Source organism: Flavobacterium sp. ST-158 (genome assembly GCF_058309975.1).
The window spans coordinates 27368-50945 of sequence record NZ_JBZEEN010000012.1; the positions used below are offsets into that span (position 1 = coordinate 27368).

At 31.0% G+C, this 23578-nt stretch carries 17 protein-coding genes; 9 read left to right on the top strand and 8 right to left on the bottom strand.

Annotation, left to right across the window (positions count from 1 at the left end; all coding sequences use genetic code 11):
• Positions 1-4: 4 nt before the first annotated feature.
• Complete coding sequence (locus AC4FRF_RS15545; protein ID WP_491160852.1) at positions 5-970, bottom strand: Gfo/Idh/MocA family protein; 966 nt, start codon at positions 968-970, stop codon at positions 5-7.
• A 122-nt stretch (positions 971-1092) separates the two neighbouring features.
• Between AC4FRF_RS15545 and AC4FRF_RS15550 the strand changes: the two genes are divergently transcribed.
• Positions 1093-1734, top strand: a complete 642-nt coding sequence (locus tag AC4FRF_RS15550; RefSeq protein ID WP_491160854.1) for a protein-L-isoaspartate(D-aspartate) O-methyltransferase — start codon at positions 1093-1095, stop codon at positions 1732-1734.
• 20 nt (positions 1735-1754) lie between these two features.
• On the opposite strand, the gene smpB is transcribed toward AC4FRF_RS15550, so the two are convergent.
• The gene (gene smpB / locus AC4FRF_RS15555; protein ID WP_491160856.1) at positions 1755-2213 is read right to left on the bottom strand and encodes an SsrA-binding protein SmpB; all 459 of its coding nucleotides are present in this window, start codon (positions 2211-2213) and stop codon (positions 1755-1757) included.
• A 70-nt stretch (positions 2214-2283) separates the two neighbouring features.
• Between smpB and AC4FRF_RS15560 the strand changes: the two genes are divergently transcribed.
• Positions 2284-2511: a VF530 family protein gene (locus tag AC4FRF_RS15560; protein ID WP_491160857.1), complete on the top strand. Its 228-nt coding sequence runs from the start codon at positions 2284-2286 to the stop codon at positions 2509-2511.
• A 187-nt stretch (positions 2512-2698) separates the two neighbouring features.
• Here AC4FRF_RS15560 and AC4FRF_RS15565 read toward each other — a convergent pair whose 3' ends face one another.
• Both AC4FRF_RS15565 and AC4FRF_RS15570 read right to left on the bottom strand, forming a co-directional pair.
• The gene (locus AC4FRF_RS15565) at positions 2699-3088 is read right to left on the bottom strand and encodes a DUF3575 domain-containing protein (protein ID WP_491160859.1); all 390 of its coding nucleotides are present in this window, start codon (positions 3086-3088) and stop codon (positions 2699-2701) included.
• Positions 3089-3208: 120 nt separating this feature from the next.
• Entirely contained in the window at positions 3209-4063 is an 855-nt protein-coding gene (locus AC4FRF_RS15570; RefSeq protein WP_491160861.1) for an aldose 1-epimerase family protein, read from the bottom strand.
• 125 nt (positions 4064-4188) lie between these two features.
• Between AC4FRF_RS15570 and AC4FRF_RS15575 the strand changes: the two genes are divergently transcribed.
• Together AC4FRF_RS15575 and cmk are read left to right on the top strand one after the other, a co-directional pair.
• Positions 4189-6447: a M1 family metallopeptidase gene (locus AC4FRF_RS15575; protein ID WP_491160863.1), complete on the top strand. Its 2259-nt coding sequence runs from the start codon at positions 4189-4191 to the stop codon at positions 6445-6447.
• Between the two features lie 154 nt (positions 6448-6601).
• Positions 6602-7291, top strand: coding sequence for a (d)CMP kinase (gene cmk, locus AC4FRF_RS15580; RefSeq protein ID WP_491160865.1), 690 nt, complete (start codon positions 6602-6604; stop codon positions 7289-7291).
• A gap of 51 nt (positions 7292-7342) precedes the next feature.
• On the opposite strand, the gene AC4FRF_RS15585 is transcribed toward cmk, so the two are convergent.
• The 4 genes from AC4FRF_RS15585 to AC4FRF_RS15600 all read right to left on the bottom strand — a co-directional run bounded on the left by AC4FRF_RS15585 (position 7343) and on the right by AC4FRF_RS15600 (position 15018).
• The gene (locus tag AC4FRF_RS15585) at positions 7343-8452 is read right to left on the bottom strand and encodes a PepSY-associated TM helix domain-containing protein (protein WP_491160867.1); all 1110 of its coding nucleotides are present in this window, start codon (positions 8450-8452) and stop codon (positions 7343-7345) included.
• A gap of 48 nt (positions 8453-8500) precedes the next feature.
• Positions 8501-10945, bottom strand: coding sequence for a TonB-dependent siderophore receptor (locus tag AC4FRF_RS15590; protein WP_491160869.1), 2445 nt, complete (start codon positions 10943-10945; stop codon positions 8501-8503).
• 238 nt (positions 10946-11183) lie between these two features.
• Positions 11184-11621 (bottom strand): Hsp20/alpha crystallin family protein, encoded by a 438-nt coding sequence (locus AC4FRF_RS15595; RefSeq protein ID WP_491160871.1) that lies wholly within the window; start codon positions 11619-11621, stop codon positions 11184-11186.
• A 337-nt stretch (positions 11622-11958) separates the two neighbouring features.
• The gene (locus AC4FRF_RS15600; RefSeq protein WP_491160873.1) at positions 11959-15018 is read right to left on the bottom strand and encodes an SIR2 family protein; all 3060 of its coding nucleotides are present in this window, start codon (positions 15016-15018) and stop codon (positions 11959-11961) included.
• Positions 15019-15440: 422 nt separating this feature from the next.
• On the opposite strand from AC4FRF_RS15600, the gene rpsA reads away from it, so the two are divergent.
• From rpsA to AC4FRF_RS15625, 5 genes are all read left to right on the top strand, one after another.
• A complete protein-coding gene (gene rpsA / locus AC4FRF_RS15605) occupies positions 15441-17216 on the top strand; it encodes a 30S ribosomal protein S1 (RefSeq protein WP_491160875.1) in 1776 nt (591 codons plus the stop codon).
• 285 nt (positions 17217-17501) lie between these two features.
• Positions 17502-19664, top strand: coding sequence for a T9SS type B sorting domain-containing protein (locus tag AC4FRF_RS15610; protein ID WP_491160877.1), 2163 nt, complete (start codon positions 17502-17504; stop codon positions 19662-19664).
• Between the two features lie 31 nt (positions 19665-19695).
• A complete protein-coding gene (locus AC4FRF_RS15615; RefSeq protein WP_491160879.1) occupies positions 19696-20631 on the top strand; it encodes a PorP/SprF family type IX secretion system membrane protein in 936 nt (311 codons plus the stop codon).
• Positions 20632-20641: 10 nt separating this feature from the next.
• Positions 20642-22666 carry an OmpA family protein gene (locus tag AC4FRF_RS15620; RefSeq protein ID WP_491160881.1) on the top strand — a complete coding sequence of 675 codons (2025 nt, stop codon included), beginning with the start codon at positions 20642-20644 and terminating at the stop codon, positions 22664-22666.
• Between the two features lie 108 nt (positions 22667-22774).
• Positions 22775-23236: a hypothetical protein gene (locus AC4FRF_RS15625; RefSeq protein WP_491160882.1), complete on the top strand. Its 462-nt coding sequence runs from the start codon at positions 22775-22777 to the stop codon at positions 23234-23236.
• Positions 23237-23578 lie beyond the last annotated feature (342 nt).

The window sequence follows — 23578 nt, forward strand, 5'->3', positions numbered from 1 at the left end:
AAGATTATTTCTTAAAACAAGCTATAATTTGATGTGCAACTCTCAAAGCTTCGGTAGCCTGATTTAAGGTTACAATTGGTGTTGTATTATTATTAATAGCATCCGCAAATGTTTCTAACTCGTCTAATATAGCGTTGTTTTGTGTTACTTCAGGATTTGAAAAATAGATTTGTTTTTTAACTCCTTCGGCATTTTGTAAAATCATATCAAAATCTCCAGGAATTTCCGGAGCATCTTTCATTTTTACCACTTCACATTTTTTTTCTAAAAAGTCAACAGAAATGTAAGCATCTTTTTGAAAAAAACGTGTTTTACGCATGTTTTTCATCGAAATTCGGCTTGCTGTTAAGTTGGCCACACAACCATTTTCAAATTCGATTCGAGCATTGGCAATGTCGGGTGTTTCACTGATTACCGAAACGCCACTGGCACTGATATTTTTCACTTTAGATTTTACTACGCTTAAAATCACATCAATATCGTGAATCATTAAATCTAAAACCACGGGAACATCAGTTCCACGCGGATTGAATTCAGCCAAACGATGCGTTTCAATGAACATTGGATTTTCGACCATGTTTTTAGTAGCAATAAAGGCAGGATTAAAACGCTCCACGTGTCCTACTTGACCTTTTACCTTGTATTCATTTGCTAAAGCAATAATTTCTTCGGCTTCTTCAATGGTGTTAGAAATGGGTTTTTCGATAAAAACGTGTTTTCCTGATTTTATGGCTGTTCTAGCGCATTTGTAGTGCGAAAGGGTAGGGGTTACAATATCAATTACATCTACAGCATGAATTAACTTGGCAATCGTGTTAAAGTTTTGGTATCCAAACTCTTTTGAGATTTTTTCGGCGTATTCTTGATTTTCATCATAAAAACCAACTAATTCGTATTTTTCAGATTGTTGTAATAAACGCAAATGAATTTTACCTAGATGCCCAGCACCTAAAACTCCTACTTTTAGCATGATAATGTATTTTTAACAAAAGTAGGAAATTCAAATTTAAATATAGAATAATTGATTTGGATTTTGGGTTTTGCTTTTTGGATTTTTTACTGTTATTTTTACCAAAAAATAATACTCCAACATTGAAAGATACAGCAAAACATCAAGGACTTCGCAATCAATTAGTAAGCACTTTACAGCAAAAAGGAATTACTGATTTGAAAGTGCTTGATGCGATAAAAAAAATCCCAAGACACCTTTTTTTGAATTCTAGTTTTGAAGATTATGCGTATCAAGACAAGGCATTTCCTATAGGAGCAGGGCAAACTATTTCGCAACCCTACACGGTGGCATTTCAATCTCAATTATTAGAAATTAAGAAAGATCATAAAGTTTTAGAAATAGGGACTGGTTCTGGTTACCAAACAGCAGTTTTGTGTATGATGGGGGCTAAGGTATATAGTGTAGAAAGACAAAACGAATTGTTTAAACAAACATCAGCTTTGTTGCCTAAATTAGGGATAAGACCTAAACATCTTACTTTTGGAGACGGTTATAAAGGATTACCAACTTATGGTCCTTTTGATAGTATAATTGTAACTGCAGGAGCTCCTTTTATTCCACAACCTTTAATGGCGCAACTAAAAATTGGAGGAAGATTGGTAATTCCGTTAGGTGAAGAAGTTCAAATTATGACATTACTGATTCGGAAAAATGAAACCCAGTTTGAAAAACACGAGTTGGGAGAATTTCGATTTGTTCCGTTATTGGAAGATAAAAACTAATTATAAAAAAGCTTTTAAAATTAATTAAAAGCTTTTTTTATTCTGTCCAAATCACGTTTGGTATCTTGTTCTTTCAAAGATTCACGTTTGTCGTAGTTTTTCTTACCCTTACAAAGTCCAATTTCTAATTTGGCTATTCCTTTTTCATTGGTAAATAATCGCAAAGGGATAATAGTTAGTCCTTTAGCTTGTACACTTCTGGCTAGGTTCTTTAACTCACGTTTGTTTAAAAGTAGTTTTCTTTCACTTCTGGATTTGTGATTGAATTGATTTCCAAAGGCGTATTCCTCTATATAGGTATTTATGGCAAAGAGTTCGTTATTTGCGTTAAATTCACAAAAGCTTTCAGTTATATTGGCTTTTCCTAATCGTATCGATTTGATTTCTGTTCCCGCTAGTACAATTCCAGCAGTAAACTTTTCGATTATTTCATAATCAAAACGCGCTCTTTTATTTAGTATGTTGACAGTTTTTAGCATAGGATTGCAAATGTAGGAACAATTACTAAAATTCCACAATTTTTAAGTAAAATTGATTTAAATTTGCTTCATGGAAAAGCAAATTTCAAACGATCCGCTTCATGGAAAGACATTAAAAACGATACTGGAAAAGTTAGTTGATTTTTATGGATTTGATACTTTAGGTGAATTAATAAAAATCAAATGTTTTACGGATAATCCAAGCATCAAATCCAGTTTGACTTTTTTAAGAAAAACCGATTGGGCTAGAAAAAAAGTAGAAGAATTATATATTAAATCATTACCTAAGTTTGATTAAATTGTAATTACAACTTGTATGAAATCATAATGCCACCTCTGTAAGGAAGCCATTCACCACTTTTATTATAATCTGTTTTGTTTTCATATCTTCCAGGAGTTCCATCGGTATAATATCCTTTGTAGGATCCTTGATGCCATCCTCCGCCAATAAAAGCATCTAAAGTAAACTTATCACTTAGCTTTTTTTAATATCCAATAGTAGCTCCTATACGATAACCTAATCCTTCTTCATACTTATTAGTTCCCCAATAATTCCATTTTTGTAATTTATAAATATCTGGACCAGCATGAGCTCCAACATAAAAACCATTATATTTTTCTTTAAAATGATAACGGTATTCAGGAGTAAGCATATAGGCTTGCATTGGTTTTCCATCAAATGATTTCCAAAAGGAAGCAAAAATATCAACGCTAAAAGTTGATTTAGCTCTAATACTTGTTTCGATACCTACTTGAGGAACGCCTACTAAAGCAGATAATCCATTAATTTTAATATAAGATTGACTTTGTGTTTTTATTGAAAATAAAAAAAAAATAGAGAAGCTGAGTTTTTTCACAGTTATATTTGCCAGCATTTTTTGATGTAAAATGGCAGTTAAGTAGGCAAAAGTATGTTTATTAGTGTAAAGTATTTACTATAATTATGTTAATTGTGATGGGAGAAGTAAATAACCGGGATTCTGCAAATATTAATTTTAAAAAAGTGTAATGCTGAAGTTTGAATTAAAGACTTCATTAGCTTCAATGATTTGAATTCCTTCTTTTTCAAAAAGATTTCCTGTAGCTTGATTAGTGTCAGAATAACCATACCAAGGTTCAATACATAGAAAAGGAGCGTTTATTTTTGTCCAAATTCCTAAATGAGGAAAACCTTGAAAATGAACTTTCAAAAAAGGCTTTTGTTTTTTGGAAATAGTTATACTTTTGGATGCTAGTGTTTTAAAAATCAAAGCGTCATTCTCAAATAAAGAATAGTTTAAATTGATGTAATTTCCATTTTTTATTAATGTTGCTGTTTGATTTGAAATTAAATCATTTTCTAATAAAGAATAAACAAGAGGTTCTTCTTTTTCAAATTCAAGTTCGTAGTCTTCAAAATTGCCTTCTAAGGCAAATGCAGGATGTGCTCCGATAGAAAAAGGCAATTCTGAGTCATTCTTGTTGATTACTTTGTAAGTAACGTTTAATCTTGTATTCTGAACAGAATAATGAATCTGAAATTCGAATTTGAAAGGGTAGACTTTTAGCGTTTCGCTTGAAGATTGAATTGAAAAAGTAGCACTATCTTCTTTTTGTTCAATTAATTCAAAATTCATATCACGGGCAAAACCATGACGAGGCAGCTTATAACTCTGGTTATTGATTTGATAAGAATTGTTTTTAAGTGTTCCAACAATTGGGAATAAAACAGGAGAATGTTTACCCCAGAAAGAAGGATTTCCTTCCCAAATGTATTCTCTATTGTCTTTGTTAGATTGTAAGGAATAGAGTTCGGCTCCTTGATGATTTATTTTTGCAGTTATAAATTGGTTTGAAATTGTTGTTGTCAAAATGATAATAGTTTTAGATGTAAATTTAGTTGTGATAAAGATATTTCATAAAATTTAATTAAAGCTTAAACTATATAGAACTTATTTGTGATTTTTTTTATTAATTTGTTTCAAATTGGAAAATTATGAAAATAAATGGATTCAAAGCTGTTTTTAAAATAGCTATATTATTAGGAGTTTCCTCTCTAACTGCACAAGAAACTATAGTAGATAAACAAGTTTCAAATTACAATTATCGTGATGCTTTTGCACCATTTTTTTATTCTAAAAATGGAACAACAACACGGTCAGCCAGTGGGAAGCCAGGAGCAGAATATTGGCAGAATCGAGCTGATTATCAATTGACTGCTAGTTTGAATGCCCAAACTAATGAAATCACAGGTACCGATGTGATTACATATACGAATAACAGCACAGACAACATGTCTTTTTTATGGCTGAATTTAGATCAAAATCTTTTTAAAGGAGATTCCAGAGGTGAAGCCGTTGTTCCTGTAACAGGAAGTAGGAACGGTCGTCAGGGACAAATTTTTGATGGAGGACATAAAATTAAATCGGTTAAAATTGTTAAAATCGATAATAAGAAAGTAGAAGATATTGAGGCTAAGTATATAATAACTGATACTAGAATGCAGCTTTTTCTTCCAAAAGAATTAAAATCTAAGGGAGGAAAAGTAGAATTTAAAATTGAGTTCTCTTATATTTCTCCGAATGAAGGTTCTGATAGAACAGGAGTTTTAGAAACTAAAAACGGGAAAATTTTCACTATTGCACAGTGGTATCCTCGTATGTGCGTGTATGATGATGTAAGAGGTTGGAATACAAATCCATATCTGGGCGCTTCTGAGTTTTACTTGGAATATGGTAATTTTGATATTTCAATTACAGCTCCGTCTAATCATATTGTAGTTTGTTCCGGGGAATTGCAAAACCCAAAAGAGGTGTATTCTGCTGAAGAATTTAAGCGATTTAATCAAGCTAAGAATAGCGATAGCACTGTAATGATTCGTTCGCTTAGTGATGTAATTGCAGCTAATAATACTGCAGCAGCAACAACTAAAACTTGGCATTACAAATTGAATAATGCTCGCGATGTTTCTTGGGCTTCATCATCTGCATTTATTTTAGATGGTGCTCAAATTAATTTACCAAGTGGTAAAAAATCGTTGGCCTTGTCTGTTTATCCCGAAGAAAGTGCTGGTAATGAAGCTTGGGGGCGTTCTACCGAATATGTAAAACATTCGATAGAAAATTATTCCAAAAGATGGTTTGAGTACAGTTATCCGGTGGCTACTAATGTGGCAGGAAACGAAGGAGGGATGGAATATCCAGGAATTGTTTTTTGTAGTTGGAAATCAAAAGGAAAGAGATTATGGGGAGTTACCGATCATGAATTTGGGCACAACTGGTTTCCTATGATTGTAGGTTCTAACGAACGCTTGTTTGGTTGGATGGACGAAGGTTTTAATACTTTTATTAATTCATTGAGTGATATTGATTTTAATAATGGAGAATTCAAAGACGAAAAAGAAGATATGCATGATAGTGGCGCTTCTTATACTGATCCTGAATTAGAACCTATTATGACTTCGCCAGATAATATGAAAGAAGCTAATATTGGTGATTTGTGTTATTCTAAACCAAGTGCGGGATTAGTGATTTTAAGAGAACAAATATTAGGAGAAGAGCGTTTTGATTTGGCTTTTAGAACTTATATCAACCGTTGGGCTTTTAAACATCCGCAGCCGGATGATTTCTTTAGAACTATGGAAAATGTAGGAGGAGAGGATTTAAGTTGGTTTTGGAGAGGTTGGTTTGAAAACAACTGGCGTTTTGATCAAGGCATAAATTCAATAAAATATATTAAGAACAATCCAGCCAAAGGGGTGTTTATTACGATTGAAAATTTCGAAAAAATGCCGATGCCTGTAGTTTTAGATATTAAATTAAAAAGTGGGAAAGTGGATCGTGTAAAATTACCGGTCGAAGTTTGGCAGAAAAATGTAAAATGGACTTTTAAACACAATTCTACGGAAGAAATTGATAGCATTACTTTAGATCCGGATCATGTTTTCCCTGATAGTAATGAAACTAATAATGTGTGGACGGCAGCTTCAGGTTTAGTAGAGAAAGATGTGATTTATGATGCTTATTTAGGGGTGTTTTCTAATACTAGATTGCCTTTTAAAATTACTATAACAGAAAAAAATACTTTGCTGAATGTTGATATTCCAGATTTCTCTAGTTTTTCAGTAGAGTCAATTGGAAAAGATACTTTTGAATCAAAACGTGCTGGTTTGAAATTTAAATTTAATGAAGACAAATCTGGTTTTGATATGCTTGTAGGAGATGGAAGAACAATTCCTTTTACAAGAGATAAATAAAATAAAGACTAAATTTTGATGTTAAAACGGTTGTTGGAATTTTCAACAACCGTTTTTTTTTTTGTGCTAATAATATCAAGTTTTTCTTTGTTTGCTATGTTTAAAAAGATGTACTTTTATTGCTTTTTACAATCAACATTAGAATAATTAGATTTTGGATAAAAAAATAACCATTGCAATTGATGGGTTTTCATCAACAGGAAAAAGTACTTTGGCAAAACAATTGGCAAAACAACTTGGCTATGTATATGTAGATACTGGAGCAATGTATCGTGCTATTGCTTTTTTTTCGATGCAAAAAGGTTTTATAAAAACGGATTATTTTGACAAAGAAGCCTTAATTAATAGTCTGCCAAGTATTCAATTGCAATTTCAATTTAATCCCAATTTAGGTTTTGCCGAAATGTATTTGAATGGAGAAAATGTAGAAAAGCAAATCCGCACCATTGAAGTTTCTGGTTTTGTAAGCAGAGTGGCTGAAATTCCTGAGGTTAGAAGCAAATTAGTAGAACAACAACAACAAATGGGAAAAAACAAAGGAATTGTAATGGATGGAAGAGATATTGGAACCGTTGTTTTTCCGGATGCCGAACTCAAAATTTACATGAATGCCAGTGCGCAAACCCGCGCTCAAAGGCGTTACGATGAATTGATTCAAAAAGGAGATTCGGTAACTTTTGAAGAAGTATTTAAAAACGTAGAAGAGCGTGATTATATCGATACCCACAGAAGTAATTCGCCTTTAGTTAAAGCGGAAGATGCTATTGAAATAGATAATTCTAATTTAAACAGGGAAGAACAGTTTGAATTGGTTTTAGATTTGGTCAAGCAAAGAATCAGTTAATTCTTCAAGTGATTTAATTTCGAAAAAAATAAAAATAAGGCTCTTTGAGTTTTAATGTTTTTTTCTTTTTCGTCCCCACCAAATTAAAAATCCTGTAATTGGTGCACTAGCAGCAAAAAGGCATACTAAAAAAGCAATAATTTTAGTGGGTAAACCATAGATACTACCAGTGTGTATAGGATAAATAAGTCTTCTTAATTTATCTCCTTTTGTAAAGGATTCATAGGGTTTTGTTTGAATTATTTTAGCCGTATATCGGTCGAAATAAGCAATACTGGATTGATTAGGAATTGTTTTTTCCGTATTTTCTTTGGTTGCTAAAATACTACTAACCGTGTCGTTTGGCATTCTTATCTGAACGTTCCCTTGGTACGAATAGATTTCATTTGTTTGATCTAAAATACTTTGATAGAAAAATGTTTTATTATTTATAGTATCAACTTTAGGCGGATTGGTTACTTTAATGGATGGTTTTTTGGAAATGCCATCCGTTAGATAATAAAGACTGTTTTCAAACCATTTAAACGACCAAGTTAGTCCTGTAAGCGCAATGATCAATAAAAATAGAAAACTGTAAAAACCAAGAACAGAGTGAAAATCCCAGTTGATTCTCTTGAATGAAGCATTCCATTTAATTGTCAGTCGTTGTTTTAAGTTTTTGAGTTTTTTTGGCCACCATAAAAATAGGCCACTTAATAGTATAATAATGAAAATTAAGCAAGAACAACCTGTGATGAATTTTCCAGTTTCTCCAAGTAAAAGACTGCGATGTAATTTATTGACAATGGAAAAGAAATGTCTTTTTTGCTCCATACTACTGACGATTTTTCCGGTATAAGGATTCACAGCAAAAAAGAAAGTGTTGTCTTTGGTATTTTTGCCCATTACAAGAACGGTACGTTCAGGATCATTAAAAGTATAAATACGGTTAATAGTGTCTGTTGCGTATTCTTTTTTTAATGTATTTATAGCATAATCTATTGGTTTTTTAGACTTTCCAATAGTTTCTACTTTGTAAAATTCGGGGTGAATTAAAGGATCAATTTCTTCTTCAAAAACTAAAATACTTCCGGTAAGAGCTACAATAAATACAACAAGCCCGGACGCAAGTCCGAGCCATAAATGTATTTTTCCAATGCTTTTCTTGATTTGTTTATTCATACTAATTTTGTTGAATAAGTATTTTTTGGGATTGCAAATAAAAGCGATTTAAAAAGAATAACCTAAGGTTAATAACCAGTTTTTAGGCGCTCCTGGGAATAATCGAATGTAATCATATCCACCTACCCAATAGGTTTTATTCGCAATATTATTGGCATTCAACTGGATTTTGAATTTGTTAATAGTGTAATACAAAGCAGCATTCATTACGGTATAACCTGGAATTGTTTGGGTAGCACTAATGCTCAGGTTACGTCGGGTAACAAAATTAGAACCAAAAGCCAGTCCAAAATCTTTCAAAGCTCCTTCGGTAAAATTATATCTTGACCAAATATTCCCTTGATGTTTAGGTGTATTTGGTTTTTGTCGGCCTATTTCACTAGCTACCGGACTATCGGTAATACTGGCTTCGTTGAAAGAGTAAGCTGCCGAAATACTCCATTGATTGGTGATTCGACCATTAAGGTCAATTTCGATTCCTTTGGATTCCTGTTCACCAATAGCTCGCATTAAATCCACATTGTTGGAATCATTGGCGCTATACAAGCTATTTTTTTCTTTGATTTTATAGAATGCTAAAGTCACATACAAACTTTCGTTAAACCATGATGATTTTCCACCAAATTCAATCATATTGCTTTCCAGTGGATCAAAAGGGCCACCAGCATTTGGATTAGAAAGTACCGATGCCGTTTGCGGATTGTATCCTTTTACATAAGTACTGTAAAGATTAATATTTGGCGTCAGAGTATAAGTAAGTCCCACACGTGGCAAAAAGGAATGTTGTTTTACTTTCTTTTCATTGTCTTTGGTGTAGTTTTCTCTATCAATATATTCGTCATAGCGCACACCAAGTAAAGCTTTCAGTGGACCTAATTTTATTTGATCTTGCAAATAGATTCCATAGGTAGAGTAAAAAGTAGGGTCGTAAGCTCTTGTAGTATAAAAATATTTACTCATATCCTTAAGTTGTTGAGAACTTAATGGGTCAGACAAGTCAAAATGAGCGACATTGGGAACAGGATTTCCGTCAGCATCTAATAAATAAGCACTACTATTATTGGGATTGTAAGTGTTAATAGCACCAGTATTGGCTGCATTTCTATAGCCTTTTGCCTCCAACTGAGAAGCTCCAGCAGGAAGTTGTTCCTGAGCATAGTCATACCCAAAAACTAAGTTGTGATCGAGTATTCCTGTTTTGGTTTTATAAACAAAAAAGCTTGAAATATTATCAATGTATCTTTTGCGTTTTCGCATAAAAACCTGCATTTCAATTTCAGTTGGAATAGAAACTCCAGCACCATCTACAGCATATTTATTAGCACCGCGATGCTCTAATAAATCTTCATTGTATCCTGTACGAATATAAGATGCCGAAAAAGAAAGATTGTCACTTAATTGATGATTTAATGAAGTTGTAAGAATATAAGTTTCTTCATTTAAGTAATCATTGGTAGCGTTTAATGATTGTCTAATATTAGTGGAATACAAGTCATTTTCATAAGTAGATTGTCCTCTGTCTAAAGTACTTTTAGAACTGTTGTAGATTAAATCAAAATTTACACGCGTTTTGTCATTAGGCAGGAATGAAAAGGAGGGAGCAATGACGATGTTTTTGTCAAATTGTAAGTCACGAAACGAATTGGCATTTTCGTAACCAACATTCAAACGGTATAAAAGCGTTTTGTCTTCATTAAGTGGTCCCGTAAAATCTCCTAAAGCTCTTAGGGTATTAAAACTTCCGGTTGAAAAACTGATGCTATTAGCAGCCTGATCCAATGGTTTTTTAGTAACTCTGTTCACCACACCACCCGGAGAAGCATTTCCGAAAAGGGCAGAAGAAGGACCTTTTAAAACCTCTACACGTTCAAGGTAATTGGTTAAGGGCTGTTTCCAGAAACCCGTAGAAGTTCGTAATCCGTTTAATAATTGGGTGTTGCTTTGTCCGTTAATTCTAAATCCTCTGATGGAAATATCATCGTAAAAGGTGAATTGTGTTACGCCACTAAAATTTTTGACCAATTCTCCCACGCGCATCGTTCCCTGATCGGCAATTAATTCTTTTGTAGCATAAGAAACCGATTGTGGCAGGTCTTTTAATGCAATTTCAGTTTTTGCACCAATAAAAGAACGGGTATTTTTATATGACTTTTCTTTTCTACCGATAATTTCCACCGTTTGTAAAGCATTTATGTTTTCTTTCAAAGTAACATTAATGATTGTATTTTCGTTCTCGGTTAAGGTGACTTTTTTTTCCTGACTAATGTATCCTAAAGCTGTAAAAAGTAAGGTATAGGTTCCGGAATTTAAATTTTTAAGTTCGTAATTTCCATTTTTATCAGCATCTGCCTGACGATTGTTTTCTTTAATTATTACGGTTGAAAATAAATAATCCGGAGTGTTTTCGGTTCTTATCTTTCCTTTTACAGAACCACTTTGTGCGCTTACTATCGTTGTTAGACTTAATAGGGCTATTATGCAAAATTTTCTCATGGTAGAAATATTAATTTTTTTGCAAATTTATTTTTATTTAGAATAAATACAAATAAAAAACAGTTATAAAATTGATTTATTTTGTAGTTGTTTGATTATTAGCGGTTTATTTGATTGGAAAAAAGTGAATAAAAGTTGGTTTTTTTAAAGTTTCGTTAGTTTTGGGATACTTGAAAACAAAAAAAACTGTCCGAAAATTATTTTTGGACAGTTTCATTTTTTTGTTGTAGACAACAGTTTATTTAACACTGATAAGTTTTGGAGATTTTGGTTTTACGGCTTCTTTTTTAGGGATATCAATCGATAAAATTCCATTTTCATATTTGGCTACAATTTTTTCTTCATCCACAAGTTCCGGAAGCGTAAAGGAACGGCTAAAAGACTGGTAACTAAATTCCTGTTTGGTAATTCGTTCTCCATCTTTGAGTTCGTTGTTTAGTTTTTTTTCTGAAGAAATCGTTAATAAATCATTATTCAGTTCAATTTTGAAATCTGATTTTTCAAATCCCGGAGCGGCTACTTCTACCAAAAAAGCATCTTTTTTATCTTTAATGTTTAAAGTAGGTAGTGTAGTGTTGGTTATTGAAAAATTGTCTCTATTCCAACCTTCAAAATCATTATTAAAAAATCTGTCAAATAAACTAGGCCATTGGTTTTGATATCTAACAACTGTCATAATAATAAAATTTTAAGTTAAACAATCTTTTTATAATTGAATAGCAAAGAAAATACCATTTGGAATAAACTGACAATAAGTTAGTTGTTGTGTTTTTTGATGTGATTTTTATTCTGAAAATTTTATTAATTTTTAAGAAAGAAATGTCAATTTTTCAGTTTTTGAATGGTTGTTTTTTTAACGCAGACTTGTCATCCTGAAGAATGAGGGAACTTATTAAGTTGTTCGATTTTGTTTTTAAAATTGTAGTTTCTAGTGTTTAGACTTATGGTTAATCAAGATGCCACACTAAAGGATTGATTTTGTTGAATTTTATTTCGTGCGGCAACGAGGGTAATCAGATGTTAGTCGGGATTGTTTCCTTTTCTTTTTTTAACCTGAAATATATTTTCATAAGCTCTATATCGTCATTGTTTATTAAATATTTTTCAAGAGTAGGAATTATATAATCTACTTCTTTAAATTTTTCAAAAAAACATTTAGAGTTTGTTGTTTTTAACCATTCAGGGTTAAATTGATTGGGTGGAAAATTGCTAAGATTGAATAAAAATTTAAAATAGTCATCTTTTATTTCTATACTTTCAAAATCTTTCAGATCTATAATTTTTAAATAAACCAGACGATAAAAATTAATAATATTGTAATCTATTGTTTTTTTATATTTTCCGTTTTTACTTTTATAATTGATTAGAATTTTTTGTATTTCTGTTTTGTATTTTTTTAGAATTTGTGGTTCAATTAGTATTTTATTGTAAATTGCTCTAAAAAGCATAAATAATTCAGCTTCTTCTGAAATCAGAAAACTTCTGAGTTTGTCTTTAAATTTTATTTTAAGTTCTTCATCTAAACATGCATATACTATATGATAATTCGATTTACTATTGTTAATTTCAAACTGATTTATGTCAAAAAGATTTGTTGTAAAATTTTCATCTTTAGCATTTAAAACATCTAAAATACATTCGTAGTTTTGATCAAATCGGTTGTTTGAGTAATATATATGCAACGTATTTAAGAGTGAATCACTATCAATTTCTGAGTATTTTTTTAATAATAATTTGCCTAAATATTGATAATCAAAAACGCTATTGAATTTTACAAATTTTATGAAAATGTTTAATTTTTTATATAATTCATTCAGTTGGTCATTAGGGAATTTAAAGTATGTTAATACTAAGCAAATATTATCAAGTTGTTTTAAAACTAATATTCTAAAATTATTGATTGAACTTAATTTTGCAACAACTAAGCGATTTTTAATCGGTTTTGATGAATAATGATTGCGTGATGTAACAGAATCTAATAAATTTGATATGTACAAGAAAATTTTAGAAATACTTTCATTTGAAATTTCAATATTTTCAAGTTTGTTTTCTCTAATGAAAACATCTAGCTTTTCTGTTTCTGCATATTCAATAATTTCCTTAATTAAAAAATGATTATAACTTTTCATGTGAGGTGTAAGAAAGAAAGAATTTTCAAAGTCGTTCTCCAGAAATTTCATAGAGTATGCAACTACAAAAGCATTAATGGATTTTTGAATTGCTTTATTTATTCTAGAATAGCCATTAATATTAATGAAATTTAATTCTCTGTAATTTTCTAATTTAATAATAGATTTGTATAGATTATTGATGTCGTTATTTGAAGAACCACCTCCGCGTTCTATTAATTTTTTTGTTTCGGGTATTTCTTGATATTTTTCATCAATATCATCACATAAACGTTGCATGTAAATGCCACTTCTAATTTCTCTTAGAAGTTCATATACTTTTTCGTCTACTAGATATTTTATTTTAAATAATTCTTTGTCTAAATCTATGTTTTTTTTAATTTTTTTCACTTTGGCATAGTCGGTTTCGTTTACGTAATCTTCGTAAAAAAAATTCTGAAACTTAGCTAACCAATGCACATTATAAATAGCTATAAAACTTACTTCGAACCGTTTTTTTTTGTTTGCTTTATAATAAATTTGTTGGAAAGCACAAAGAGATTTGTAGTTATATTTTAACTTGTAAAGTGTGTTAGCGTAATTTAAATCATCTGTTAAATTGGAAGAACTTGTTATGACATATTTTTCAATTTTACCAATAATATCTGAATATTTGTATGAATTTAGATTGCAACTTAAACAATCACAATTATCATCTAAATTTATTTTAGTTTTTAAATCAATTAAAGTATTTTTTATAAAATCATGATTAGTATTTGAATCTGAATTTTGTTCAGGTAATGCGATATAATAAACACCTGAATACCATAATCGTTCTAAACAATAAAGAATTTTTTCTTTTTGAATATCATCAAAAAAACTATCTTCTTTTCCTTGAAATTTAAGAATTAGATTGTATAATTCATTATTAAAACATATAAATATGTTGTCTCTAATGTTTAATGAAGATTTTGTGTTTTTGTTTAGTGGATATAAATTAGATAGAAAGTTTTTTGGTAAAACTCTAAAATAATGAAATTTTTGAAATGTTCTGTGTAGTTCTTCAATGATTTGATTGTTATTTAATATCTCGCCAAGATTATTTTTATGTTTGTCTAAATTGAATTCATTGAGATAATTTAATAATTTATAAGCTTTAGAGCTATGTGAACTTAATTTAAGTTGTTCGTCATCATAATTACTATTCAAATCAGGTATTTCTTTGTCAGCTTGAGTATAATTAATGATATTAATTCCTAAGTTTTTATAGTACATTTTCTCAGATTCAGAAATTGAATCTGATATATCTAACATATAAGCACTTTGATGATGTTTTTTTAAAATGTATTGCACATCGCGACTTAATAACTTTAAATTTATATCAGAAAAACTATATCCTACAAAAAGGATAACTTTATTACTGAACAGTGATTTTACAAATATTTCCTTAAGCGTATTTGTTTTCGAAAATTCTAAATAATCTGTTTCTTTTAAGACAATATTGTGGTTTTCAAAATCACCATGATATTTAATTATTAGATTTTTATGTTTTGCATATGGTAAATCTTCATCTTTTACAACTAATGAAAAAGGTAATCCTTCATTTTCTGTAAATTGTTCAAAAAAATTATCATAGTTTGTTGTAACGATATGTTGAGGATTAAGTTGAAATATTAACTCATGTAAAGGATTATAACTATTTTTACTATTATTGTAAATAAGACTTTTTATAATGTCATAATATTCTTTTTCGCCTTTTTCATTAAATAACAACTGAGCAATTTTTAAAGCATCATTTTCTTTTGTAGCATCGAAATTTAATTTTGTTTTTATACCATTCAATAAATCATTCCAAAGTGGAATACCCGATTCTACAGACACACCTGAACCAGCAAAAACAACTAATTTATCATTAAGTATTGCTTCTTTTAAAAAAGCAATTTTATTTATAGTTTCGTTATTCATTTATTTTAATTAATTATTGTGTCGTAAAATCATATTTTGATAATCAAATATATCAAAATATTTTTACAAAATCTCTTCTGAAAACAAAACGTCCTAAATAGCCCTGATGGAAGTGGCATCCTCTTGTCTCGTCCTAAAAGACGAGACAAGAGATAGAACGGACAGCAGGAGGTAAGTTCATTTGGAAATCAGTGCTTTCTGCTTCTAAAACCGATAAAAATCATTGTTTAGGTTATTATTTGGTTTACTTAGTGATTATCAGCGTGATTTGTTTTGTGATTACAAATAAAAGTTTTAATTTTGCACACCTTTTGGTGAATAAGAGTTTCCTTTAGGTATCAACTAATTATACAAACAACTTCTGTTGTTTTCTATCACATTAAGAAACTCGAGCGAACACAGAATACAAATTTTTTATCAGCATGTCTGAACAAATTAAATCACAAGAAGAGTTTTTAGCAAATTTTAACTGGCACAACTTTGAAGAAGGTATTGATGCAGTAGATGAAAAAAACTTACAAGAGTTTGAAGAACTAGTATCTAAAACTTTCATTTCTACTGATCAAGAAGAAGTAGTTGAAGGAGTTGTAGTTAGAATTACAGATAGAGACGTTATCGTTGATATCAATGCTAAATCTGAAGGTGTTATTTCTTTAAATGAATTCCGTTACAATCCAAACTTAAAAGTAGGTGACAAGGTTGAAGTATTAATTGACATCCGTGAGGACAAAACAGGTCAATTAGTATTATCTCACCGTAAAGCACGTACTATTAAATCTTGGGATAGAGTTATTGCTGCTAATGAAACTGGAGAAATCGTTAATGGTTTCGTTAAATGCAGAACTAAAGGTGGTATGATCGTTGACGTTTTTGGAATTGAAGCGTTCTTACCAGGATCTCAAATTGATGTTAAGCCAATTAGAGACTACGACGTTTACGTAAACAAAACTATGGAATTCAAAGTGGTAAAAATCAACCACGAATTCAAAAATGTTGTTGTATCTCACAAAGCTCTTATCGAGGCTGATATTGAAGTACAGAAAAAAGAAATCATCGGTCAATTACAAAAAGGACAAGTATTAGAAGGTGTTGTTAAAAACATTACTTCTTACGGTGTATTTATTGACTTAGGTGGTGTTGATGGATTAATCCACATTACTGACCTTTCTTGGTCAAGAATCAACCACCCATCTGAAGTTCTTGAATTAGACCAAAAATTAAATGTTGTAATCCTTGATTTTGATGATGAGAAAACAAGAATTCAATTAGGATTGAAACAATTAAACGCTCACCCATGGGATGCATTAGATGCTAACTTGACTATTGGTGATAAAGTTTCTGGAAAAGTAGTTGTTATTGCTGATTACGGTGCTTTCATCGAAGTTGCTGAAGGTGTTGAAGGTTTAATCCACGTTTCTGAAATGTCATGGTCTACTCATTTACGTTCTGCTCAGGATTTCGTAAAAGTAGGTGATGTTGTTGAGGCTCAAATCTTAACTTTAGACAGAGACGATCGTAAGATGTCATTAGGTATCAAACAATTATCTCAAGATCCATGGACTGACATTACTTCTAAATACCCAGTAGGTTCTAAACATACAGGTATCGTTAGAAACTTTACAAACTTTGGTATTTTCGTAGAATTAGAAGAAGGAATTGATGGATTAATCTACATCTCTGACTTATCTTGGACTAAGAAAATCAAACACCCATCTGAGTTTGTAAACGTTGGTGAAAAACTTGACGTAGTAGTATTAGAGTTAGATGTTGAAGGACGTAAATTATCTTTAGGTCACAAACAAACTACTGCTAATCCTTGGGATCAGTATGAGGATTCATTTGCTGTTGGAACGATCCACAACGGAGAAATCTCTGAAATTGTTGACAAAGGAGCTACTGTAGAATTTGGAGATGATATCGTTGCTTTCATTCCAACTCGTCACCTTGAAAAAGAAGACGGTAAGAAATTGAAAAAAGGTGAATCTGCTGATTTCAAAGTAATCGAATTTAACAAAGAATTCAAAAGAGTAGTTGCTTCTCACACTGCTATCTTCCGTGAAGAAGAAGAGAAAAACGTGAAAGCTGCAACTGAAAATGCTTCTGCTGCATCTACTAACGCACCAGCTGCGACTTTAGGAGATAACAATGATGTATTAGCTGCATTGAAAGCTAAAATGGAAAAATCAGAGAAAAAATAATTCTTAAGGTTTTTTAAATATAAAAAGTCCCGCAATGTGCGGGACTTTTTTTGTTTAGTATTGTAAGTTTTTTGAGGAAAATAGTTTTTGTAATTTTACTAAAGTGATTGTGTTTTTTTAGATTTGATGATTTTGATTGAAAATTTATTAGCAATATAATTTCTAATAAAAGTTTATTAAGCTGTTTTTTTTGATGTATTTTGTCGATTTTTTTGGATATTATTGATGCTTTATTTCTTACATTAGCATCAAATTACCGTAGGTGCAATCTAAAAAACCGTGAGTATGATAATAAAACTACTTTTGTTTGTAAAAAATAACTTTATAAAATTTTCTTTTCTTTTTCTATTCTTTTTATCCACAGTTAGTTATTCGCAATGTGCAGGAGAAGATGCAAGTGTAACCATTTGTAATATCCAAGATCCTGTTAATAGTAGTATTAACCTTTTTAGTCTTTTAGGAGGAAGTCCAACTTCAGGAGGAACTTGGGTAGACAATTCAAAACCGCTTGAAGATAATACTTTTAATGGATTTTTGAATGCCCAGGAGTTACGAAATAGCGGTGTTTATAGTTATACTTATACTGTAGCTTCCAGCTCAGGTTGTGCTGATAATAATGCAACTGTAACCCTAAAAATTGGCCCTTACACGGGAGTTCCAAGTCCTAATATTTCTACTTGTGATGATGTTGAATTGTTTAGTTTGTTTCAAGCTTTTGATGGGACGCAACTACCTCCGCAACAAAATGGTAGGTGGACTGCTAATACTAATGCTGCTTCTTTGGTAGGAAGTACAATCAAACCATTTGTTTTGGGAGTAGGAACTTATTCTTATACGTATACTATTCCGGAATTAGATTCTTGTCCGGAACAATCAGCTACAATTTCAGTATCTATTTTTAGAAAACCGATTTCAGGAATACCTTCTAGTTTAAAAATTTGCAGTACTAATGACTTAACGGTCTATAGTAATTTAAATTTAAATGAGCGATTAGCTAATGAAGATACTGGTGGTAAATGGACAGAGGAATCGGGTACAAGTGAATTGTCAAATACTGTAGATAATATAATTGATGTAGCTCATATTTATAATACTTTAGGTGCAGGAACTTATAGTTTTGTATATACTGTTTTATCTTCAAATCCTATTTGTACGAATTCAAAATCGACAGTCCAAATTATTATTGAAGATCCATTGGATTTTACAGGAAGTACTTTAGTGGTGAATTCGGATATTTGTGAAGACGAAATAGCATCTGCAACTTATTCTGCAACTTTGACCAAAGGGCCTCAGCCTATTCCTGATGGGAATTATAATGTAACATATTCTATAAACAATGGCAGTACTACAAAAAACATTACCGTTAATGGAGATTTTGTAAGCGGAACTTTTGTTTTTGATGTTGATCGTTTAAATCTTCCTGCAGTAGCCAATTATACTTTTACAATTAAAAATATTGTAAAAACATCGTCTTCGGGCATTTGTAATAATATAATTGGAGTTATTTCAGATGTTTTATCCATTTCTCCATTGCCTAAAATTAATACAGCTACTGTTACAATCAACCCAGTTTGTAGTGGTTATGATGCAGAAGTTGAAATTTCAGGCAATACAAATTTATCCAATGGGAATTACAGAATAACCTACAATCTTTCAGGAGACAATTCAGCCAATAATCAACAATTAGAATTTACGGCAGTTAATGGAGTTGCAATGTTTGCTATTCCAGCTCAATTAATTCCTAATGCAGGAGTGAATACCTTATTTTCTATTACTAATATTGTTAACATTGATACTGGTTGTGCAAATCCGGTAAGTTTATCTAAAGCTTTTACTGTTAACGCTACACCAGATGTCTCAGGAATTTCTTTAGATATAAAGAATGAATGTTTAGAGGGAGATACGGTGGTTGAGTTATCTGGTTTAGGAGATGTAACTAATCTTACTTTTGATTATTCGTTAACAGGAGCAAATGTAGCTTCGAATCAAACAATTAGTGCTGAAGTTAATTCAGGAAAAGCGAGTTTTATTATACCAATGTCGGTTTTAGAAAATATTGGAACTACAAATTTTACTCTAAATTCTTTAATGGATGATTCAAATGCTTGTAGTGCTATTGTGGTAGATAATAACACTGCTTCATTTACATTAGACAAGTGTATTGTTTTTATTCCAGATGGCTTTTCGCCAAATGGAGATACTGTAAATGATACTTTTAGAATTCCTCAAATTGAATTTTTGTATCCTGATTTTTCATTAGAAATTTTTAATAGATATGGCAATATACTTTTCAAAGGGAATAAAAATAAACCGGCCTGGGATGGTAGAAATTCAGATTACAAAATAGGAATTGATGGAGTAGCTCCAAACGGAGTTTACTTTTATGTTCTTCATTTTAATAAAGGGAATAAAAAACCAGTTCAAGGAAGTTTTTACCTAAACCGATAGTTGATTTTTATTACATTAAACTACACTTCGAATGAAAAAAATACTATTAAGTATCAGTTTTTTACTTTTTATAATAAAAGTCTCAGCACAGCAAGATCCTGAATATACTCATTATATGTACAATATGAATGTGGTAAATCCGGCTTATGCTACAGGTACACAAGCCATGTTAGATTTAGGAGTTTTATACCGTTCTCAATGGGCTGGTGCTGTAGGAGCTCCTAAAACCTTTAACTTTTTTGGTCACATTCCTTTGAATAAGAAAGTAGAAATGGGCCTTTCTATCATTTCAGATGACATAGGGGATGGAGCAAAAAAAGAAGATAACTTTTATGCTGATTTTGCTTATGTTCTGGATTTGAATACTACTTCAAAATTATCATTTGGTTTAAAAGCGGGATTTACTTCGTTTAAAACTAATTTTAATGGATTTCAATTTGAAAGTGGGGATTCGTCTACTGATATGGCTTTTGCAGAAAATATAAATAACGTTTTTCCTAATATTGGAGTAGGAGCTTATTATTTTACAGATAATTATTATTTAGGTTTATCAGCACCAAATCTACTTTCTTCTAAACACATCGAAGAACGTGCTGGAATTAATGCTTTTGGCTCCGAAAAAATCCACATGTTTTTTACAGGAGGTTATGTTTTTGACTTGTCTGAAACATTTAAGTTAAAACCAGCTTTTATGACTAAAATAGTGGAAGGTTCAGCTGTTTCTTTAGATGTTTCTGCCAATGTTTTGTTTAATGAAAAATTTGAATTGGGTGCTTCGTATCGATTTGATGATTCGGTGAGTGCTTTAATGAATGTAAAAGTTTCTCCAAGTATTAGTGTGGGCTATGCTTACGATTATACAACTTCTAATTTAGGTCAGTTTAACTCAGGGACACATGAAATTTTTATGTTGTTTAACATTGATTTATTAGGCAAAGGATATGATAAATCACCAAGATTCTTTTAATATGATAGCAATGAAAAGAATATACCTCATTTTAATTGTACTAAGTTTACAATTTACTCAAGCGCAAACACAAGATTTATTAAGAGCCAAACGCTTATTTGACAGAACTTATTACAGTGATGCTATTCCACTGTATGAAAGTATTATGAAACACAATCGCTCTTTGGAAGTTGTAAAAAACTTGGCAGATAGTTATTATTATACCAATGATTATGCAAATGCACAAAGAAATTATCGTTTTCTAATTTCTAGATTTCCAGAAGCAATAGATTCAGATTACTATTTTAAGTATTCACAAACTTTGAAAGCTTCCGGTAATTATGATGAAGCAAATAAGGTAATGCGTGATTACTTTTTGAGTACCAACAATCAAAAAGCGATTGCTAATCTTGAAAAAGACAATTTGATTTTAGAAAATATTGCTGCTTTAGGCGATCGTTATGATATTAAAAACATGAGTATCAACACGCCTAACTCAGAATTTGGAGTAGTACCCTACAAGCAAAAATTAGTTTTCTCGGCAGTTATTAGAAAACCTTATGCTTTTGAAAAAGTGTACAAATGGAACAACGAAAGTTATCTGGATTTAATGGCTGTTTCTCTTAAAAATCCACAGTTGGATTCCATTCGAAAATTTGCTGTTGAATTGGATACTCCTTTACACGAAGCCAATGCCGTTTTTACTAAAAATGGAAAAACAGTATATTTTACGCGTAATAATTCTAAAGATGGTGTAAAAGCAAAAAACGAAAATAAGGTTTCGATGCTTCAAATTTTTAAAGCCGAATTGATTGATGGAAAATGGCGAAATGTAACGGCTTTACCTTTTAATAGTGATAATTATTCGGTGGAACATCCTGCTTTAAGTCCAGATGAAAAAACCTTGTATTTTGCTTCAGATATGCCAGGTTCTTTAGGTTCGTTTGATATTTACAGTGTAGCTATTTTAGGTTCAGATTACGGTACCCCCAAAAATCTTGGAGCTACTATTAATACTGATAAAAAAGAACAATTTCCATTTATTTCTAAAGATAACAAACTGTATTTTTCGTCTAATGGACACGCTGGTTATGGATTTTTAGATGTTTTTGTATCAGAAATTAAAAACAATGAATTTTCCACTCCGTTGAACCTTGGTTTTCCAGTTAATTCCGGTTATGACGATTTTTCTTTTGTAATTGATTCGGATACAAAACACGGTTATTTTGCATCGAATAGAAAAGGAGGAAAAGGAGCTGATGATATTTATGAAATTAGTGAAATTCAGCCTTTAGTAGTCGAGAATTGTATGCAGTATATTTCAGGAATTATTACCGATATCGATAGTAAACTTCCGTTAAATAAAGCAATAGTAAGTTTAAAGGATGCAAATAACAAAGAAATTGAAACAGTTATAACTACTGCCGATGGACGTTTTTCTTTTTCAGTAGATTGTGAAAAAAGTTATGCTGTACACGCTTCTAAAGACGATTATACAAAAGCTTCTAAGTTCTTAAAAATGTATAAGGATAGAAAGAAAGTTAATGATGCTTCAATGGCTTTAAAATCTCCTGAAACAGTTAAAAAAGAAGAATTAGCTATTATTGCACAAAAGCAAAAAGAAGCTGAAATCAAGAAAAATGAAAAAATAGCTGCTATTGTGGCTGCCGAAAAAGATATTGTAAAAGACAAAGAGCGCCTATTAATAAAAACTGAACCGATTTATTTTGATTACGATTTATGGTATATTAGAAAAGAATCAAAACCTATTTTGAATAGAGTTATTGAATTGATGAAAAAATATCCAGACATGGTAGTTGAAATAGGTTCTCATACGGACAACCGAGGAAATGATAAGTATAATTTAGAACTTTCTACCAAAAGGGCTAATTCTACCAGAGATTATTTTTTAAGTCAAGGTATTCCAGCCAAGCGAATTTTTGCAAAAGGCTATGGAGAAACCGTTCAAATTGTAAAATGTGAACCTAGTGAATCTTGCACTGAAGAACAACACGAATTGAACCGTAGAAGTGAGTTTGTGATTAAAAATTTATAAAAGTAATATTTACTTGTAAAAAAAGGTTTTCAAAAATTATTTTTGAAAACCTTTTTTTATTTGCGTAAATTCTTATATATTTAGATTCTAATTAACAATTAAAATTTTATGGAAGAATTTACAACATCAGAAAAACCAAATTTACATTTAACAGAAGAATCAAAGGCATATTTGAAAGAAATAGCCAAATGGGCTTATTTTTTAGCAATACTAGGTTTTGTTGGCATCGGAATACTAGTGCTCTTCGCTTTATTTTTTGGAGCTATTTTTTCAAGATTAGGATCTTTTGGAGGGAATTCATTTCCAATGCCTATGATGGCTGGAGGTTTTATTACCGTTATATATTTATTACTTGCGGTACTTTATTTTTTTCCCGTTTATTATTTATTCCAATTTGCATCAAAAGCAAAAGCAGCTTTTTCAATTATGAATAATGAAAAACTAACAGAATCTTTAGAATACTTAAAATCTCATTATAAATTTATGGGGATAATGGCAATCATTGTATTCTCTTTTTATGGGGTTATATTTTTGTTCTCGATGATTGGATTTCTGTTTGCGAGTTTTTAAAACATACAAATAACAATATTTATGTAATCCCAATTCTTTTTATAAGGATTGGGATTTTTTTAGTATACAGTAGGGTAACGGTTATAATACCAGCCAGAGACCTTGAAAAAGCAAAGCAAAATTTAATTGGTATTAACAATGGGGAAATAGAAGCTTTGAATCAGACTAATCCTGTTTCTATTAATGCTTTTGTAAATAAGTTTTAGCATCCCAGAGACCTTTGCAGATGCTTATAAACAAAGCAGCTGTTATGTGGATGCCATTGTTGTGTGATGAACGAGGTTATAAAGAACAATTTTCAGGCAATCATCTGGGGCATTTTTAATTGACAGCTTAGTAAAA

Bases quoted from the DNA above. Each gene is read 5' to 3' on its own strand.
- AC4FRF_RS15545 (WP_491160852.1), bottom strand. From the start codon at position 970: ATGCTAAAAGTAGGAGTTTTAGGTGCTGGGCATCTAGGTAAAATTCAT.
- smpB (WP_491160856.1), bottom strand. From the start codon at position 2,213: ATGCTAAAAACTGTCAACATACTAAATAAAAGAGCGCGTTTTGATTAT.
- AC4FRF_RS15560 (WP_491160857.1), top strand. From the start codon at position 2,284: ATGGAAAAGCAAATTTCAAACGATCCGCTTCATGGAAAGACATTAAAA.
- AC4FRF_RS15565 (WP_491160859.1), bottom strand. From the start codon at position 3,088: ATGCTGGCAAATATAACTGTGAAAAAACTCAGCTTCTCTATTTTTTTT.
- AC4FRF_RS15575 (WP_491160863.1), top strand. From the start codon at position 4,189: ATGAAAATAAATGGATTCAAAGCTGTTTTTAAAATAGCTATATTATTA.
- AC4FRF_RS15585 (WP_491160867.1), bottom strand. From the start codon at position 8,452: ATGAATAAACAAATCAAGAAAAGCATTGGAAAAATACATTTATGGCTC.
- AC4FRF_RS15590 (WP_491160869.1), bottom strand. From the start codon at position 10,945: ATGAGAAAATTTTGCATAATAGCCCTATTAAGTCTAACAACGATAGTA.
- AC4FRF_RS15595 (WP_491160871.1), bottom strand. From the start codon at position 11,621: ATGACAGTTGTTAGATATCAAAACCAATGGCCTAGTTTATTTGACAGA.
- AC4FRF_RS15600 (WP_491160873.1), bottom strand. From the start codon at position 15,018: ATGAATAACGAAACTATAAATAAAATTGCTTTTTTAAAAGAAGCAATA.
- rpsA (WP_491160875.1), top strand. From the start codon at position 15,441: ATGTCTGAACAAATTAAATCACAAGAAGAGTTTTTAGCAAATTTTAAC.
- AC4FRF_RS15610 (WP_491160877.1), top strand. From the start codon at position 17,502: ATGATAATAAAACTACTTTTGTTTGTAAAAAATAACTTTATAAAATTT.
- AC4FRF_RS15615 (WP_491160879.1), top strand. From the start codon at position 19,696: ATGAAAAAAATACTATTAAGTATCAGTTTTTTACTTTTTATAATAAAA.
- AC4FRF_RS15620 (WP_491160881.1), top strand. From the start codon at position 20,642: ATGAAAAGAATATACCTCATTTTAATTGTACTAAGTTTACAATTTACT.
- AC4FRF_RS15625 (WP_491160882.1), top strand. From the start codon at position 22,775: ATGGAAGAATTTACAACATCAGAAAAACCAAATTTACATTTAACAGAA.